19 protein-coding genes are annotated in these 18,323 nt (G+C 42.2%); 18 read left to right on the top strand and 1 reads right to left on the bottom strand.

Annotated elements, in window-relative coordinates:
• The first annotated feature begins 3 nt into the window (after positions 1 to 3).
• A complete protein-coding gene (gene clpA, locus BuS5_RS10520; protein ID WP_027353254.1) occupies positions 4 to 2,244 on the top strand; it encodes an ATP-dependent Clp protease ATP-binding subunit ClpA in 2,241 nt (746 codons plus the stop codon).
• Between the two features lie 12 nt (positions 2,245 to 2,256).
• Here the strand turns inward: clpA and BuS5_RS10515 are convergent, their stop codons facing one another.
• Positions 2,257 to 3,336 carry a KamA family radical SAM protein gene (locus tag BuS5_RS10515; protein WP_027353253.1) on the bottom strand — a complete coding sequence of 360 codons (1,080 nt, stop codon included), beginning with the start codon at positions 3,334 to 3,336 and terminating at the stop codon, positions 2,257 to 2,259.
• Positions 3,337 to 3,470: 134 nt separating this feature from the next.
• Here BuS5_RS10515 and BuS5_RS10510 point away from each other — a divergent pair, with 134 nt between their 5' ends.
• The 17 genes from BuS5_RS10510 to BuS5_RS10430 all read left to right on the top strand — a co-directional run bounded on the left by BuS5_RS10510 (position 3,471) and on the right by BuS5_RS10430 (position 18,233).
• Positions 3,471 to 4,697 carry a DNA polymerase IV gene (locus BuS5_RS10510; protein WP_274427648.1) on the top strand — a complete coding sequence of 409 codons (1,227 nt, stop codon included), beginning with the start codon at positions 3,471 to 3,473 and terminating at the stop codon, positions 4,695 to 4,697.
• Positions 4,698 to 4,708: 11 nt separating this feature from the next.
• Complete coding sequence (locus tag BuS5_RS10505) at positions 4,709 to 6,253, top strand: class I adenylate-forming enzyme family protein (RefSeq protein WP_051374621.1); 1,545 nt, start codon at positions 4,709 to 4,711, stop codon at positions 6,251 to 6,253.
• Between the two features lie 230 nt (positions 6,254 to 6,483).
• Positions 6,484 to 7,614, top strand: a complete 1,131-nt coding sequence (locus BuS5_RS10500) for a DUF2786 domain-containing protein (RefSeq protein WP_027353251.1) — start codon at positions 6,484 to 6,486, stop codon at positions 7,612 to 7,614.
• Between the two features lie 456 nt (positions 7,615 to 8,070).
• On the top strand, positions 8,071 to 8,898 hold the full coding sequence (locus tag BuS5_RS10495; RefSeq protein ID WP_035264609.1) for a DUF2914 domain-containing protein: 828 nt from the start codon (positions 8,071 to 8,073) through the stop codon (positions 8,896 to 8,898).
• 172 nt (positions 8,899 to 9,070) lie between these two features.
• On the top strand, positions 9,071 to 9,763 hold the full coding sequence (locus BuS5_RS10490; RefSeq protein ID WP_084445682.1) for a septum site-determining protein MinC: 693 nt from the start codon (positions 9,071 to 9,073) through the stop codon (positions 9,761 to 9,763).
• A gap of 45 nt (positions 9,764 to 9,808) precedes the next feature.
• Complete coding sequence (gene minD, locus BuS5_RS10485) at positions 9,809 to 10,606, top strand: septum site-determining protein MinD (protein WP_027353249.1); 798 nt, start codon at positions 9,809 to 9,811, stop codon at positions 10,604 to 10,606.
• Positions 10,607 to 10,619: 13 nt separating this feature from the next.
• Positions 10,620 to 10,892, top strand: coding sequence for a cell division topological specificity factor MinE (minE, locus tag BuS5_RS10480; protein ID WP_027353248.1), 273 nt, complete (start codon positions 10,620 to 10,622; stop codon positions 10,890 to 10,892).
• Positions 10,892 to 11,383 (top strand): metallophosphoesterase family protein, encoded by a 492-nt coding sequence (locus BuS5_RS10475; protein ID WP_035264607.1) that lies wholly within the window; start codon positions 10,892 to 10,894, stop codon positions 11,381 to 11,383. Before minE ends, BuS5_RS10475 begins: the two co-directional genes overlap by 1 nt.
• A 343-nt stretch (positions 11,384 to 11,726) precedes the next feature.
• Positions 11,727 to 12,038 carry a DUF6122 family protein gene (locus tag BuS5_RS10470; protein ID WP_035264605.1) on the top strand — a complete coding sequence of 104 codons (312 nt, stop codon included), beginning with the start codon at positions 11,727 to 11,729 and terminating at the stop codon, positions 12,036 to 12,038.
• A gap of 163 nt (positions 12,039 to 12,201) precedes the next feature.
• Positions 12,202 to 12,753: a hypothetical protein gene (locus BuS5_RS10465; protein ID WP_027353245.1), complete on the top strand. Its 552-nt coding sequence runs from the start codon at positions 12,202 to 12,204 to the stop codon at positions 12,751 to 12,753.
• Positions 12,754 to 12,763: 10 nt separating this feature from the next.
• Entirely contained in the window at positions 12,764 to 12,946 is a 183-nt protein-coding gene (locus BuS5_RS10460; protein WP_274427647.1) for a hypothetical protein, read from the top strand.
• Positions 12,947 to 13,000: 54 nt separating this feature from the next.
• A complete protein-coding gene (locus tag BuS5_RS10455; protein ID WP_027353244.1) occupies positions 13,001 to 13,240 on the top strand; it encodes a type II toxin-antitoxin system Phd/YefM family antitoxin in 240 nt (79 codons plus the stop codon).
• Positions 13,241 to 13,663: a type II toxin-antitoxin system VapC family toxin gene (locus BuS5_RS10450; protein ID WP_027353243.1), complete on the top strand. Its 423-nt coding sequence runs from the start codon at positions 13,241 to 13,243 to the stop codon at positions 13,661 to 13,663.
• A gap of 29 nt (positions 13,664 to 13,692) precedes the next feature.
• On the top strand, positions 13,693 to 14,274 hold the full coding sequence (locus BuS5_RS10445; RefSeq protein WP_027353242.1) for a DJ-1/PfpI family protein: 582 nt from the start codon (positions 13,693 to 13,695) through the stop codon (positions 14,272 to 14,274).
• A 284-nt stretch (positions 14,275 to 14,558) separates the two neighbouring features.
• Positions 14,559 to 16,232, top strand: a complete 1,674-nt coding sequence (locus BuS5_RS10440; protein ID WP_051374620.1) for a methylmalonyl-CoA mutase family protein — start codon at positions 14,559 to 14,561, stop codon at positions 16,230 to 16,232.
• The gene (locus tag BuS5_RS10435) at positions 16,232 to 16,627 is read left to right on the top strand and encodes a cobalamin B12-binding domain-containing protein (protein WP_035264602.1); all 396 of its coding nucleotides are present in this window, start codon (positions 16,232 to 16,234) and stop codon (positions 16,625 to 16,627) included. The genes BuS5_RS10440 and BuS5_RS10435 overlap by 1 nt, the downstream gene beginning before the upstream one ends.
• 571 nt (positions 16,628 to 17,198) lie before the next feature.
• A complete protein-coding gene (locus tag BuS5_RS10430; protein ID WP_027353241.1) occupies positions 17,199 to 18,233 on the top strand; it encodes a DUF933 domain-containing protein in 1,035 nt (344 codons plus the stop codon).
• The last annotated feature ends 90 nt before the right edge of the window (positions 18,234 to 18,323 follow it).

Below are 18,323 nucleotides of genomic sequence, written 5' to 3'. Positions count from 1 at the left end.
ATCATGATAAATAAGGAACTTAGCGCTACGCTGGGCTTTGCAGTTAGAGATGCCAAGAAAAGGCGCCATGAATATGTTTGTATTGAACATTTGCTTTTTGCAATTCTTCACGATTCTGCAGGTATCGATATTATCGAAAATTGCGGCGGGAGTGTTGACCATCTGAAAGAGACTCTGGAAAAATTTTTTAAAACCAGGCTGGATCCTCTTCCCGAAGATATTGATTATCTCCTGCAGCAGACTATAGGTTTTCAGCGGGTTATACAAAGAGCTGTGAATCATGCGCGTTCATCAGAGAAACAGGATGTTTGCGTATCGGATATCCTGGTGTCGATCTTGTCTGAAAAGGATTCTCATGCTGCATATTTCTTAAAATCAGAGGGTCTGAGTCGTATCAATATTTTATATTACCTCTCCCACGGGACAACTAAAGATTTTACCAAAGCCGTACATCCCGATTTTGCTAAAACCGAAAAGGGTAAAACAAAGCAAAAGAAGAGAGATCCTCTTGAGCTGTTTACAATTGATCTTGTAAGCAGAGCGGCCCTTGGTAAACTGGACCCCTTAATAGGCCGTGACGCTGAACTGGGACGAACCATCCAGGTACTATGCAGAAGGCGCAAGAACAATCCGGTTTTTGTGGGAGATCCCGGGGTAGGAAAAACAGCAATGGCTGAAGGCCTGGCCCTTAAAATATCTTCAGGCAGAGTTCCCGATTTACTGGAGGATATGAGTATATATTCTCTTGACCTTGGAGCATTGCTGGCTGGAACCAAATTCAGGGGTGATTTTGAGAAACGTTTGAAAGACATTCTCGATTCGCTTGAAAAAAAGAACAATGCGATCCTTTTTATAGATGAAATACATACTATAGTCGGAGCAGGCGCTACAAGCAGCGGTTCAATGGATGCATCGAATATACTGAAACCGTCTCTTTCAACAGGTGAGTTGCGTTGTATCGGATCAACAACCTATGAGGAGTATAAAAATCATTTTGAAAAAGACCGTGCTCTCTCGAGGCGTTTTGAAAAAATAGAGATTGCTGAACCGTCTGTGAATCAGACTTTCAAGATATTAAAAGGTTTACGCAAAGTATATGAGGAACATCACGGGATATCTTATACCGACTCGTCTCTTAAGGCGGCCTCAGAGCTTTCCGCCAAATATCTGAATGATCGCTATTTACCTGATAAGGCCATAGATGTTATCGATGAAGCCGGAGCTTATTTAAGGCTTAAGGGATCTTCCAGAAGAAAAAGGATACATACCAAAGATATAGAAAATATTATTGTCAAAATGGCCAGGATTCCGTCTTTAAGTGTTTCTACTTCGGATAAGACAGACCTTGAAAGTTTAGAAGACCGCTTGACCGGGGTTGTGTTTGGACAGAATGAGGCTGTTAAACTCCTTGTAACTTCCATAAAACGTTCACGCGCCGGCCTTGGCAGGCCGAACAGCCCTACAGGATCATTTCTATTCACCGGCCCTACCGGAGTCGGTAAAACCGAAATGGCCAGGCAGCTTGCAATTATGCTGGGTGTTAAATTTTTGCGTTTCGACATGAGCGAATATATGGAGAAGCATGCTGTAGCACGGCTTATAGGCGCGCCTCCCGGTTACATAGGATTTGATCAGGGCGGTCTCTTAACCGACGGCATAAGAAAACAGCCTTACAGCGTTCTGCTTCTTGATGAAATGGAAAAGGCCCATCCGGATCTTTTTAACATTATGCTTCAAGTTCTGGATCATGCCACGCTTACAGATAACAACGGCAAGGAAGCAGATTTCAGAAAAGTCATAATTATTATGACCTCCAATGTGGGCTCCAGGGAAATGGCCTCACACACAATAGGTTTCGGTGACTCAAAGTTCGATATTGAAGGTAAGGGTAAAAAGGCGATTGAAGGTTTTTTCACCCCCGAGTTCAGGAACCGCCTTGATGGTATCATTAATTTTAATCCTCTGGACGTGGAAATAATGGAAAGAGTCGTGGATAAATTTATTGCCGAGATCAAGGATCAGCTTGCGGCCAAAAAAGTTTCCATAAGTCTCTCCAACAGCGCCAGAAGGTGGCTTGCGAAAAATGGCCATAACCCGCGCTACGGAGCCAGACCTCTTGACAGGCTGCTTCAGACCGAAATCAAGGATATCCTATCAGATCAGATTCTTTTCGGCAGGTTGGAAAAAGGCGGCGAAGTTCATATAGATCTCAATGATAACAAGCTCATCTTTGCTTATCACTGATACTTTACCCTTTTAAAGGTCCAACCAGGCATCATCTTTGTGGAGTTTTTTGTGGAATAGTTTGCCTGAAAGAAGTTTATCTTTGGCTTGATGGTATTTGAAGTATAAGTGATCATCCATGCAACCGATCATTTCAATTTTGCCGGTTTCATGGGACATAACAAATCGGAATCTCTTACTAAGTCCATCAAGCATTGACCTTGTCCCTTCTATAATTTTAAAGGCTTTGTACAAGGGGACTTGAAAAATATTTTTTACTTTTTTTACCGGGCGACATTGAAAAATATAGTATGGCACGACACCGATCTTTGTTATTAAACTTTGTAATTCAGCCATTACAGCAGGATTATCATTGACGCCTTTTAATAATACAGTCTGATTGTTAACTATGATCTGTGCGTCAAGCAATTTGTGTATAGCTTCAATGCTATCGGGAGTGATTTCTTTCGGATGATTAAAATGCGTTGTAACGTATAATCGTTTATTGTTGCAAGAATACTTTTTTAGCACGTTTATTAGTTCATCGTCATTTATTATTCTTTCGGGAAAAACCACAGGAATTCGTGTTCCGAATCGAATAAACCTCAGATGTTGAATACCCGAGAGCTTTTGCAAAATGTTTACTATCCTGTCGGTTGGTAATGTAAATGGATCACCTCCGCTTAAAAGGACGTTTGTGATTTCCCTATGTTCGCAAATGTATTCAACTACTTTATCCCAGTCTTTTACTATTTCGTCGGTAGATATGCCTACAAATCTTTTTCTAAAACAGTAACGGCAATAGGTTGCGCAGTGATTTGTGCATAATATCAAGGCTGTTTGCGAATACTTATGTTGTAAGCCACAAACTTTGGTGGATTCATGTTCTCCACTGGTATCAAAACTCCCCTCAAGGTTTTTTTCTTCTATCGAAGGAATTGCCATTTTACGAATCGGATCATTCGGATCATTCCAGTTAATTAAATCCATATAATATTGATTGACCGACATCAGATGGCTTCCGATGATCTCTTTAGTTTTACGTCTTTCATGCGGAGTTAACGAAATATACTGCTCGAGTTGTTCTATTGTTTTTATGTTGTTTTTATTCATAATGTTATAAGAATTTTATAATTATTCTACAAAAAATTTTGATTTTTAATTTTGATTTTTAAAAGTCACGCCGGATTAGTCAGGTGGAATGGGGTAGGTCTGCATTTTTGCCGAATTTTTATTTTATACATCAAATGAACTTATCTGTCAAGAATGCTGAACACTTGCAAAAACAGATTAAAGTTGTTAAAATTTCAAAAATGGGTGAGAAACCTGTAAAAAGAAATATCCTGCATGTTGACATGGATGCCTTTTATGCCTCTGTTGAACGTGTTGACAGGCCGGAACTGGCAGGCAAACCGGTAATTGTCGGGGGTGGCGGTAACAGGAGCGTTGTATCGGCTGCGTCTTATGAAGCCAGGGATTATGGGGTTCATTCAGCCATGCCGATTTTTAAAGCCAGGCAATTGTGCCCTGACGGGATATATCTGCCGGTACGCATGCAGCGCTACAAACAGGTATCCCGACAGATTATGAAAATCCTGATGCGCTATTCCCCCCTTGTGGAGCAGGCCTCAGTAGATGAGGCTTACCTTGATATCACCGGAACAGCCAATCTGCTTGGCTGTCCGAAAACAGTCGCAAAAAAGATCAAACGTAACATTTTAAAAAAAACCGGCCTGACCTGCTCGGTCGGTATTGCTCCCAACAAATTTCTGGCCAAGATTGCCTCTGATCTTCAAAAACCGAGTGGTCTGGTAATTATCGCTGAAAATGAAGTTCAGAAATTTATGCGCCTGCTGCCGGCTAAGAAGATTCCGGGGGTAGGTGCTAAAACACTTAATATTCTGCAAACTTATGGAATCAGGACCGCATCGGATATTTTGAACTTTTCGGAAAAATTCTGGACTGACCGGTTCGGCAAGGCGGGAAAAGACTTTTTTGACCATGCCGGGGGCATTGATCATTCCCCTGTGCTCTCCGGCTCCGAGCCGAAATCCTTTAGCGCTGAAAAAACATTCTCTCATGACGTCGGCGATATAACGGAACTTAAAAAATATCTGTTTGACCAGGTGGAAAGAGTGGGGAGAGAATTAAGAAAACGTAAATACATGGGGCGTACCATTACTCTTAAAATTAAATTTGCGGATTTTAAAATAATAACCCGCAGCCGCACTCTTCAGGTTTCCACATTTACTACAGGAACCATTTTCGAGACAGCATCAAGTCTGCTGGATGAACTTGGAATAAACCGGAAAATTCGGCTGGTGGGAGTGGGCGTATCAAATTTAACCCGGGGCGTCCGACAACTTGCGCTGTTTACCGATAAAAAAGACGAAAAGCAGGCAAGGCTTGATCAAACAATCGACAGAATAAGGGATGCTTTCGGCAAGGAAATTATAAGACGGGGACCACTCTGAAGCATATTACGATGAATCTTGCAGAAATATTAAAACTAAAATTTAAAAAGTATTCGGAAAAAGAGGCTGTTATATTTGAAGGCCGCAGGTTGACGTATGGTCAACTTGAAAAAATAACAAGCGGTATTGCCTGTTTATTAGATAAAATTGGTATCAAAAAGGGTGACCGCGTGGCTGTGCAGCTTGCCAAATGTCCGGAAATCGCATGCTTTCATATAGGATGCCTGGCAGCGGACGCTGTGGTTATCCATATAAATGATGCGTACAAGCAGGATGAAGTTGCATACCTGCTCAAGGATTCCGGGGCCGCTCTGTTTATTACGGATTATCCGAACTATATCAAATCAAAAGAAGCTCTTCATCAGGCTGCGAACCTGCAAATAATGACCATCGACAACCGGATTGAAGACCTGCTTTTTTATCCTGAAGAGCTGGATAGAGTCGATATATCTACCCCGGTTTTTGCTGCCGGGGATGACGACCCTGCAGTTATTTTATATACATCCGGCACAACCGGAGAATCAAAAGGCGCTGTAATCAGTCACAGTGCGCTTATCGCCAACATGAAAGACCTGCACAATCTCTGGAGGTTATCCTCCCGTGATATTTCTCTTCACACTTTGCCACTTGTGCATGGACATGGTTTGCTTCTTGCATTTCAGGGGGCCTTGTATGCCGGCGCAACCACTATTATGCATAAAAAATTTGATCCTGAACAGGTCTGGAAAACCATTGCAGATAAAAAGTGTACTCTTTTTATGGGCGTGCCGACCATGTACCAAAGGTTACTGGACACATGGAAGGAAATGCCCCAAAACCCGGATATCGGTTCCATGCGGCTTTTTACCTGCGGTTCAGCGCCCTTATCCAAGGATCTGTTTTACGGCTTCAGGGATAGCACCGGATATACAATCCTGGAAAGATACGGACTTACCGAAACACTTGTGATTGCCTCGAATCCGTATGAATCAGGATTAAGAAAACCCGGGAGTGTCGGATTCCCTCTCCCGCGAATTGCAGTCCGAATTATCGGATCAAAAAATCGGGCCGTAAATCCGGGAGAAACCGGCGAAGTCTGCGTGAAAGGCGATTATCTCTTTAATGGTTACCGGCATGATCCGGAAAAAACAGAAGAATCATTTACAGGGGAGTGGTTTAAATCCGGGGATCTCGGGTATCAGGACCCTGACGATAATTGCAGGTTGTTCCTGGTGGGAAGGGCAGGGGAGATGATAATCAGCGGCGGTTATAATGTATATCCCAAAGAAGTGGAAACAAGGCTGGAAAGGCATAATGGGGTTATGGAGGCGGCTGTGATACCATCTCCTGACAGGGACTTGGGTGAAATGGTTGTTGCGGCTGTTGTAAAAAAAACAGGCTCTGAAGTTGATGAACATGATTTGAAGGAATTCTGCAAAAAAGATCTGGCCGGCTATAAATGCCCAAAAAAAATTATTTTTTTAAGCAGCCTGCCGCGCAACAATATGGGCAAAATTTTAAAAGAAAAAATCAAAAAAATGACTACAGGGGGGCAGATCTCCATTGTTGACAGATAAGTTTATTGTATGCATAAAATCCATAAACCTGTCAATAATGAAGACCTGACCCTTTCTCGTTTTAAAAAATGTTCAATTTCGTTCAAGTTCAAGGAAGGGGAAAAATTTAACCGCAGGAATACATTGAGTATTTTGAGGATTAAAATTTAAGCCTGACGCCGAAATTGGGCGAAAGGGGGCATTTTGCAAAGGTCTCAGGAAGTGAGCCTGGCCGGGTTTGATTTTTACGCATGTCTTTAGCAAAACCTAAAAAAATTCTTATTCAAGAGGAACTGGAACATTGTATCCTGCATGGGCTTGTATGTGAATGGGAAAACGCCTTGTCGATTCTAAGCTCTTTTGACAGGGAGAAGATGCGGAAGCCCTTGTTCAGCATCCGGGATATGAATGGCAGGTGGGGATACTGGTCCGAAGAAAAAAATGAGATAGCCGTAAGTCGCAATCTTGTTCTTAACCATTCATGGGACGCTGTGCGTGAGATTCTTTTGCATGAAATGGCCCATCAGTTTGCCGGGCAAGTTCTTGGTGCACGCAATGAACCTCCTCACGGTCCAAAGTTCAAAAGGGCCTGTTACTTGCTGATTGCCGATCCAAAGGCTTCAGGGAATTACAAGCCATTGGATGAACTGATATCGCAAGATTCGGCAGGTACTGAAGATAAAATTCTGCTGCGGGTCAAGAAGCTCATGGCGCTGGCCCAGAGCCGGAATCAACATGAAGCAGAAGCAGCCATGGCAAAGGCCCATGAATTCATAGCAAAATATAATCTGGATCTTTTGACCAGGCATGAACACCGTAAGTTTGTCAGCGTTTTTGTCGGCAGCCCTGCTCTGCGCCATTTCCGCGAAGACTACCATCTTTCTCGTTTAATACAGGATTTTTATTTTGTGTATGGAATATGGGTTTCCGCTTATGTAATGGAAAAAGGTAAAATGGGACGCGTATTGGAGATCAGCGGAACTCTCCAGAATCTAAGAATAGCAAGTTATGTATACGATTTCGTTAAACATTTTATTGACTCCCAATGGGATATATACAACCAGGAAAAAGGCTTGAATAGATATCGTAAGACAGATTTTGCACTTGGTGTAATAGAGGGGTTTAGTTTAAAACTGCAATTGCAAACCCAAAAGCAAAACAAGCAGCAAAACAATATTAAAAGCAATCTTTCGCTTATCAAAATCCGGGATCCTTTATTGCAAGAACATATTGATTATAGGTATCCGTACATTTCCAAGGTCAGGGGCAAGATCTTGCGGGAGGATAAACACGTAATGCAAGACGGGATATGTTTAGGGAAAAAGCTTATTATTTATCAAGGTATCACAAAGAAAGGGACAAGCCGAAAACTCTTGGATTAAACAAGTGAATAGGAAAGGACCTCCCCATATAATCCAATCTATGGCCTTTCGGGGTATAAGGGCTCGCGTAAAAATAATTTCACATTTTAAGCGTCGATGCATCCTGCCTGGCTGCGTGACGAAAGCGTAGAAATATCGACATCCTTCATGAAAGGCCAAAAGTAGTTTACACTTTTCGAAAATGATATTTGATTTTATTAACTATTTACTGAATTATAATAAATTTGATGGAGTAAGCATTTTAGCCCTGAAAGGGTGTTACATACCAGCCCAGGGCGCTGCCCTGGGCTGGTATGTCTAACCCCTACAGGGTTTTTGACTAAAGTGTAAACTAAATTTGAAGGATGCCGAAATATCTTGATATTCCTACACTTTCGCGTCTTGCCAGCCAGGCGCCTCAACACTTAAAATTGCTAACTTATTTTTGTGCGACCCCTAATAGCAAGCGTGGCAATAATGAAAAAAGAAGAAATTGATAAACGTGATCGTGAACTGTTAAAAAAAATAGATAAAATAAGAAAAAAAAATATAGCGTCAGGAAGAAAAACGACTCACAAGATATTTTTTTTTACTTCAATATCGATAATAATAATTTTATCATTATATGCCGCTGTAAAAAAAAACGGTATCGTTCAAAATTCCATTATCCAGGAAAATTTTAAAGTTACATCCAATGCCGATAACCAAGATGTTTTGAAAAAAAATAGGTTTTCAGCAAATGCCGATAATGTTACGCGTCAGGTTAATTTTGAGCAAAAAATCGATACGAAATCTGACAATGTTACTTTTCAACAAGAAACAGGCTTTGATCTTGCCGCCGAAAAAAATATTTTACCTGTTGTAACCGCCGTACAAAAAAAACCGGCGGACAATAAAACAGTAGCCAGTAATTCAGGCACTATAATAGAAGATATTAAAGTAAACATAAAAACAGGGAATTCTTTATTGCGGATATCCGGATGTTCTGTTTGCAGTGATATAAAAAATAGAAACCCCCAAGGTCCAAAAAAAATATTTTATATTAAACATGACAGGTTTGCCTTTGTATGGACTGAAATATGGGCGGAATCTTTCCCAACAACTATTTACCATACATATTACCTTAATGGTGAGAAAAAATATACGGTCCCATTAAAGATTAAATATATCAGAATGAGAACCTGGAGCAAAATAACACTTACTAATGAGACCAAGGCCGGTTTATGGAAGGTAGAAATTTCGTTGGAGGATGGCACAATATTGAAACAAGTAGAGTTTGAAGTAAAGAACCCTCCCAATGAATAGAATTTGACGGAATAAACATTATGTGCTTTAAATAAATACTATTTTATTATAAATTTTCAGATAATTAATTTCAAGATGCTACAGTCATAGCCAGCTTTGCAACGGTTAACATGGATTAAACAAAAGGAGGGCGTTTTGAAATCTGCTTGGGGAAAAAAGGATTTTTTTCTTGATGAACTATACCACAAACGAAACTATGCCGGTTAAGTTAAAAGGTGTTGGCGACGGCCTGAGGGTAACAATTGATCCAACACAATCAATTGAGCTGTTGAAAAATGATATAGGAAAAATTTTTAAAAATTTAGGGCATTTGGCGATCAATGCCAAGGTCGTCATCGATCCGGGAGAGAATGGAACCCATAAAGAACTGATAAGTACTCTCGGGAAATACCTGAAAAACACCTTTGACGTAGGTTCGGTTTCCGGGCTTTCTCCAAAACGATCTGCTCCTGAAGAGCGGATAAGACAGCATGATATAAACCATTCCTGGGAGCATTATCGCAGCGATGTATTAATGCTGGCCGGTCGTATACGCTCCGGCCAAAAAGTGAGTACCAGGAGACATCTTATCATTATGGGGGATGTCAACCCCGGCGCGGAGATCATTGCCGGCGGTGATATACTCATTATGGGCTCGCTGCGTGGAACAGCGTTTGCCGGGCAACCTGACAAGGAAGATGCTATCGTCTTTGCCCTTGATTTTTGTCCATCACTGATCCAGATAGGTGGTTTTGTGGGTACTGGCACAGGGCCTTCCAAATTAAAAATAGCCGAATTTGCCCATGTGAAAAACAATACGATAGTAGTCGAGGATTATCTTAAAGCTAATCCTTTCGGAAACATGCCCTGGCCCGACAAACGGTAAGGGGTTACCCAAAAATAAATTAAAATTTATTTAAAGAGGGATACAGTGGAAGGAAAAATTTTTGTCATAACTTCTGGTAAGGGTGGAGTCGGTAAAACAACAGCAACCTCCTCAATAGGAGCGGCTCTGGCCATGGTAGGAAAACGGGTAGCCGTGGTAGACATGGATATAGGGCTCAGAAATCTTGACGTAGTAATGGGTCTGGAAAACCGGATTGTATTTAACATAGTAGATGTTGTTCAAGGTAAATGTAAGCTTAGCCAGGCTGCTATTAAAGATAGAAGGATTAATAACTTGTTTCTTATTCCAGCTTCCCAAAGTGATAATAAGGATGTTCTTAAACCTGAAGATATGGTCAGCCTTGGAAAAAGACTCAAGAAAGAATTCGATATAGTTTTAATGGACTGTCCGGCCGGGATTGAACGTGGTTTTGAAAATGCTGTTGCCGCTGCTGATGAAGCACTGGTTATATGTACCCCTGAAGTTTCATCAGTTCGTGACGCGGACAGGATCATCGGTCTCCTTTACGCACGCTCGATCACTCCACAACTTATTGTCAACAGAATTAATCCTGCGATGACGGCCAAGGGAGATATGTTAAGCCATGAAGATGTTACTGATGTACTGTCGATAGACCTTATCGGGCTGGTAGAAGTTGACGATAATGTCATTGTTGCATCTAATTTAGGCAAGCCCCTTGTTATGATTGATGATTCCAAAGCGGGCCAGGCGTTCAGGCGCATTGCAATGCGACTTGACGGTCATGTAGATCTTCCGATTCAAGTGCCGCAAAACGGCAGTAGTCTCTGGAAAAAAATCGGCAACAAATTAGGTTTTAAATAAATTGGGAGTTAAAATGCTTGATGGAATAGTTAAAAAACTGTTTGGAAAGAAAAAAAACAGTAGTGCAACCGCAAAAAATAGGCTTAAATTTGCTCTCATATACGATAAACTTGAAATTTCAGATGAAATTTTAAAAAATTTACAGCACGATATAGTTGAAGTCATATCCCGATATTTTGAAATTGATAAAGATGCTTTGCAGTTGAATATTAACAAATCAAGAGATTTATCTGCGCTTACGTTTAATACACCAATTTTGTCTGCCAAAGAGAAGAGGACCTCCTGATGAACGGGGACGATTCGCCAACCTCTAAAGATCATACCTTTGAAATAGGTGTTATTTCAGATACTCACGGCACACTTTCCCCTTTGGTATCTGAAATTTTTAAAGAAACCGATCTTATCATTCATGCCGGCGATATAGATAAAGAGGATGTGTTGAAAAAATTACGTAAGATATCGCCTGTTACCGCGGTTAAAGGGAATGTTGATTTTGGTGAATGGGCTCAAAATTTGAAGGCCGCGGAAACTATAGAAGTCGGAGAAATATCAATATATATTCTGCATAATCTTGAAAAGCTCGATCTTGCTCCGGCGGGTATCTTTAATGTCGTAATTTATGGTCACACACATCTCCCCTCTGCGGAAATGCAAAACAATGTTCTCTTCTTGAATCCCGGCAGTGCCACTTATCCCCCCGCCAAAACCAGTGCCTCGGTTGCTCTTATTTATATAAACGGGTTGGATATTGATGTAAAATTTATCGAAATCACATAAAAGTTGCGCCGCAGAGGACGTTCCTTGATAGATTGATTACTTATTTTACAACAGTCTACCTTATGCTATAAATTGTTCAACATATCAAAGAACATCCCTCCGTCACCCGTCCATCCATAAAATACAACTATTAGATTTTATTTGCTATATCTATTTTGCAGGAGATATGGTTGAACAGAAAGGTCTTGGCTGCGTGATATTTGACATGCAAATTGGCAATAATCATGATAAAAGTAATTGGATTTACTAACAATCTTCAAATGATTGAATAATTACTGAATTACAAATGGACGCCCCAAGTGCTCCCTGATGCAAATGGTAAGATAATGATAAGGAGTAGATTATGCATATATCGTTACATTTTATCATTCCGGCAATTGTAGTTGGTTTGTTCTTCCGGCGAGATTGGAAATTCGTTTATTTGGTCATGATATCCACAATGCTCGTTGACATCGACCATCTCATGGCAAATCCTGTGTATGATCCGGGGCGCTGTAGTATAGGTTTCCATCCTTTGCATGGTTTTTTGCCCATAGCGCTATATGTGTCACTTTGTTTTATCCCAAAGTCACGCTATGTCGGCATTGGGTTGGTAATTCATATGCTCTTGGATTCATTAGATTGTCAATTAACTACTGGCGTCTGGTTTGTTTAACCGGTTTTACAAGCGGAAATACCGTCTTATTAAGTCAATAATCAAGGTTTGAACACCAATAACTATTACGATTAATTTAATAAATGAATCCGGACGATAATTTCATTGTTCCTGATCCACAGGCAAATTTTATCGACCATTTAAACTGAAAGGTGTAAATTTAATGTTTACTTTGGATGATGTCACAGAAAAGTCGCCCCTGTTTCTTGTCGAACTCTATCTTCAAACCCAGGGAGATCCGTCAGTCACGGTTTCCTGGTTCGATATCGGTGAGACGCTGGGGCTGGATCGAGAAGCATCCACCATGACGGCCGAAAATCTTTTCGCTACCGGACTTGCTGAAATTAAGACCCTTAGCGGCGGCATAGGAATTACTGCTGACGGCGTGGCCGAAGCGCAACAATTAGGAGCCTCGATCACCAGCAAGGGCGATTCCGGACTCGTGCTCGGGAATACCCCGGTTTTGAATGAAGCCGCCTGTCAGGCCGTGGAAAAAATTACCGCGGATTTAAAAAACAACATGGGTGAAAAAAGATTGGATTTTGATTCTTTGTCTGAGTTGATGGCCGATTTAAAATCCATCGATGCACAAATGTCCTCTCCCAATTCTAAAACAGCCATCATCCGGGAGTGTTTCCGATCAATCATGGGCGTACTGAAAAAGACCGGCGATACTGACAGCCTGATCCCGCTTAAAATCCTGCTGGGAGATTAGTGCCAAAGACTTGATTGATATACCCTTAGCTAAGTTCACAGGTAAACCCGGTAACGGAAGTCTGAAGCTGGACGGAGCAAGATTGCAGAACCAATGGATATGGTGTAATGATAACCGTCACAGGCCAATGATTGAGCTGTATGAGATTCTTTGCAGTAAACTGCGAGGGTTTTATCAGTACTTTACGGCTTGACATCGCGGCATATCTATTTTAGACTGGTCTAAAACTAGTTGGAGGGGTGGAAAAATGAAAACAGTTGGTGCATATGAGGCTAAAACACATCTTCCGAAATTACTTGAGCGGGTAAGCCAGGGAGAACGAATTACTATCACAAAACACGGGGTGCCGGTAGCAGTATTGCATCCTCCAGAATCTCAGCGTAAGGCTGAACCTAAAAAAATTATTTCTGCATTGCGCAACTTCCGTAATCAAAATCGTCTTAATGGCTTATGCTTACAAAAAATGATCGAAGAAGGAAGACGATAGATGAATAAAAGTTTTGTTATTGACACTTCAGTTGTGATGACTTGGTGTTTTAAGGATGAGGTCAGCCAGTATGCAGACTTTGTTTTGGATAGTTTGGAACATTTTACAGCAATAGCACCGTCCATTTGGCCGTTAGAAGTTGGCAATGTTCTATTGGTAGCTGAACGTAAAGACCGCCTCAGCGAGGCTGCCAGTATACGATTTGTTGCTCTCCTATCTGAACTGCCCATATCAGTAGATCAGGAACCACCGGAAAGAATGACCAAAGAAATATTTGCGTTGGCACGAGAACATAACCTTTCATCTTATGATGCATCATATCTTGATCTTGCAATGAAAAAAGGTATTCCAATTGCTACCTTGGATAATCGTTTAATATCAGCCGCAAAGCGAAGCAATGTTTCTATTATGTTGGCTGATTAATGTCAAATTTTTACAGAAAGGAGTTCACTATGAGTGCAAAGAAAATTTTGATGCTCGTCGGCGACTACGTGGAAGACTACGAGGCAATGGTACCCTTCCAGGCACTTTTGATGGTGGGTCATACCGTCCATGCGGTTTGCCCCGACAAGAAGGCAGGCGAGAATGTGCGCACCGCAGTACACGATTTCGAGGGAGATCAGACCTACAGCGAAAAGCCCGGTCACAACTTTGCTCTGAATGCTACTTTTGCAGAGGTTAAGGCTGAAGAATACGATGCGCTGGTTATCCCCGGTGGGCGTGCACCGGAATACATTCGACTTAACGAGGCCGTGCTGAAGATGGTGCGGCACTTTTCGCAAGCAAACAAGCCCATTGCATCCATCTGCCACGGCGCACAGGTTCTGGCCGCAGCCGGAGTCATTGAAGGCAAAGCCTGCTCCGCTTATCCGGCGGTGGGGCCGGATGTAACTCGCGCGGGCGGCAAGTATGTAGATATTCCAGTGGACAAGGCTCACGTGGACGACAAGTTGGTCACCGCACCGGCATGGCCTGCTCATCCTGATTGGCTCGCCAAATTCCTGCAAGTGCTGGGAACGAAGATTGAACCATAGCTCGAAATAGAAGAAATGGGGTCAAGTTTACGTTTGACCCTTGCTCAAAATTAATAAGAAATTAATAAGGGTCAAAAGTAGACCTGACCCCTCTCCCTATCCCTCTGCCTTTTAATCCGACAGTTTTATGGCATTTTTAATTTACCGCTTACACACCTTAAACAATTGTCCAAACTTTATATTGCTAATGTCGACAATATTGTTGTACTAATAAATAAAGTCAGGTATAGGAGTTGAGAATAGACTGGATTATTCTCTTCCATTTATTAAACAGGAATTAGATTATGAAAAAAAAACACGCAGAATCAGGATACAGGGAGAAGATAAGAAGGACAAAGACATGGTCAGGCATTGATCTTAAAGAAGTTTATACGCCTAAAGACTCAAAGCCGGCCGGGTATAAGAATAAAATCGGTAATCCCGGTGACTTCCCTTATACCCGTGGAATTCATCAGAACATGTACCGCGGCAAGCTCTGGACCAGGCGCCAGCCGTGGGGATTCGGAACCTCTGAAGATACAAACAAACAGATGAAATATTTAATCGAGCACGGGAATACCGGTTTAATGGTGTTTCGTGATCAGCCGACCATGCACGGGCTTGATTCGGATCATCCCCTGGCAAAGGGGGAAGTGGGCGTTAGCGGCGTCCCCCTTGTTTCGATTGAGGATATGGAGGATCTATTTGAGGGAATACCTCTCGAGGATGTCAGTGTTACGTTGCTTTGCGCCTCGGTTGTCAGCCCTGTAATTTTGGCCCAGTATCTTGGGGTGGCAAAAAGACGAGGGTTGGATATCTCAAAATTGAGAGGCACGATCAGTAATGATCCGATCATGAGCCATGTATGTTATTCTGATGTTGCCAATCCGCCTGATCTTGGTGTAAAGATATGGGGCGATTTGGTTGAGTACTGTTATGAAACAATGCCTGTCTGGCACGCAGCTTATGTTTCATCATGCTATAACATGAGAGAGTACGGCCTTGATGCTCCCCAGGAAATCGCTTTTGGGTTGATGATCGCCGCCCTTTTTATTGAAACCTGTCTTGAAAGGGGAATGAAAATCGATAATGTGGCTGCCAGAATGTCCTTTTACTGTTCTGCCGGTATCGATATTTTCGAAGAGGTCGCCAAATTCAGGGCCATGCGCAGGATGTGGGCTTTCATGATACGCGACAAATACAGTGCCAAAAAGCCGGCTTCGATGCAGTTTAAATTTGCAGTTCAATGTGCGGGACACTCTCTTATTCCGCAGCAGCCCTTAAATAATATTGCTCGGACATCATTTGAAACACTTGCGGCGGTACTCTCCGGCGCACAGTCGGTTTTTACCACCACCTTTGTTGAACCGGTCTGTCTTCCCACTGAGGATGCTCAAAGAAATGCCTTGTCGATTCAAGGCATTGTAGCCCATGAAACTGGAGCAGCAACGGTGGTCGATCCGCTGGGCGGCTCTTATTATGTAGAGCATTTGACAGATGAGATTGAAGATAAGGCTGCCGGAATAATGAAAAAAATTGAAAAAATGGGGGGCTTTATTAAAGCCTTGAAAACAGGTTGGGTCCAGCAGATGATTGACGAAGGTAATCAGCGTTATCACCAGGAAATAGAAGATGGGGAACGCCTGATTGTCGGTCAAAATTATATGGCTATTCCGCCAGAGGAGGATACCCTGCTGCCCGGAGGTCTGCTTGAGATACCTCCTGACGCGGAGCATAGGCAGGTTGCAAGAGTTAACAGGATGAAGGCCAACAGGGATCATAAAAAGCTGGAAGCGACCATAAAAAAACTACGGGAGGGCGTAATAATTGGAGATAATCATAATTTTATGCCTTATATAATAGAAGCCGTTGAAGCCAAAGCTACCGTGGAAGAGATAATGGGAACTATAAGAACATCAAGGGGCCTGACATGGGACCCCTGGGGCTATCGCCAATCACCTTTTTCAGGGGATCTATAATGACAGCCGGAAAAATAAAAGCTGTTATTACTAAAATAGGCCTTGATTCCCATGAAAGGGGCGCCAAACTGGTGGCATCCGTACTCAGAAACGCAGGTATGGAAGTTATCTATCTGGGCAGTTTTCAAACACCTGAAAGTATCATCGATACTGCTGTGCAGGAAGATGCTGATCTTATAGGGGTAAGCTGTCACAGTGGCGAACATTTGACCCTGGTACCGATGATGATAGATTTGATGCATACGCGGCAGCTTGAAAATATCCCTGTTGTCGTGGGCGGGGTTATTCCGAAAGATAATATCCCCGCCTTACTGGAAATAGGAGTCAAAGGGGTGTTCGGATATGGAACTATAATGGAAGATGTTGTGGCATTTGTTCAGAAGCTGTGCAGATAGTGCTTGAATGAAAACTCCATTAATCAAAATAAAACAAGATGTTATTGTATGTGTGTTTAAGTAAAATTTTAGGTTTTATAGATTTCCACATAAATAATTTCACTGCGTTATCGGTCGTCGGAGTATTACAATACGCCTTCCTCCCTCTGGCCTTGTGCAATTAATTATCTGAAAATCTATAAGTGTTAAAATAAAAGTAACCGTTCACGGTTACAAGCGGCATAATTTCCTGTTTATAAATTGAATCTCAGGCCATCAACGTAAGGCGGGACAGCTACTTTGGTGGATTCGTCGCTTACGCTCCTTAATCCACCCTACGGTTCAAGAGCAACGTAAGTTTGTAGGGTGGATTAAGCGAAGCGAATCCACCGAAACCCGCTGTATTTTTCAACCGTTAACTGTGAACCTATAACCGTGAACGGTTACTAGAAATACAACTTTTAGAGCTCATACTTAACGCCTAACAGCTAATAGCTTTAAATTTTCATTTAGAAAAAAAACTTGGAATAGTTGTTTTATCAACATGATAGATAGTTTTAGTTCAAGCAATAGATAGAGGATTTGAAAAAATATGAAACTTGGTATTATTGGACTGGCAGGAGCAGGGAAATCTACTGTATTCGAGGCATTAACCAGGAATATTCAGGATGACGCCCATAAAAAAGAGGGCCGGATCGGCACAGTGCAGGTGCCTGACAGCAGGGTTGATATTTTAAGCGGCATGTACAAGCCGAAAAAGACTATTTACGCCCAGGTCGAGTATTTTCTGCCAGGTATGCCGGAACGGGAAAAGCAGAGCGGCAAAGAGCAGGATCAATGGGTCAAGGTAAGAGATTGTGACGCTTTGATTCATGTGGTTAAAAATTATGAGAATTTCGGTTCGGATAAACCCGACCCATACAAGGATATTCTTGCTCTGGACCAGGAACTTATCATAGCCGATCTGATGGTGGTGGAAAAAAGGCTGGAACGGCTGCGGCTTGACAAACAGAGAGGTAGAAATATAGATCAGGAAGAGTTGCCCCTGCTTGAAGAATGCCTGGTTATGCTTGAGAACGAAACGCCGATTAGAAAAAAGTCCGAGCTTGCTGCGGCCCGGCCTTTGAGAGGATATGCCTTCCTCTCTGCCAAACCTGTGCTGATCCTCTTTAATAATGATGATGAGAATGATTTATTGCCGGAAACGGACGGTAATGAAATTAATGACATCCTTATGGTCATCCGGGGCAAACTGGAGCAGGAACTGGCCCAAATGTCGGAAGAAGAGGCAGCGGAATTCCTCTCGGAGTTCAATATATCTGTTTCGGCCATGAACAGGGTAATTGAGGAGTCATACAGACTCCTTGGTCTGATATCCTTTTTTACGGTAGGAGAGGATGAGGTCCGGGCCTGGACCATCAAACACAGCACTGCGGCAGTCGATGCAGCGGAAGTAATTCATTCCGATATCAAAAAAGGATTTATCCGTGCGGAGGTGCTCGCATACGATGACCTGATGGATGCCGGCACATACCAGGAAGCCAGAAAAAAAGGGACTGTACGACTGGAAGGCAAGACCTATCCGGTTAAGGATGGAGATATTATTAACTTCCGTTTCAATGTATAGAATTGAAGATGGAAGATGGAAGGCTGTTGGTTAAACTAAACAGGAGTTATCTCCTTAAAAATGTTCTGTTGTTCCTTTAACACTTAAAAC

This window comes from Desulfosarcina sp. BuS5 (assembly GCF_028752835.1).
Taxonomy (GTDB): Bacteria; Desulfobacterota; Desulfobacteria; order Desulfobacterales; family BuS5; genus BuS5.
This window is presented reverse-complemented; position numbering and strand designations above follow the sequence as displayed.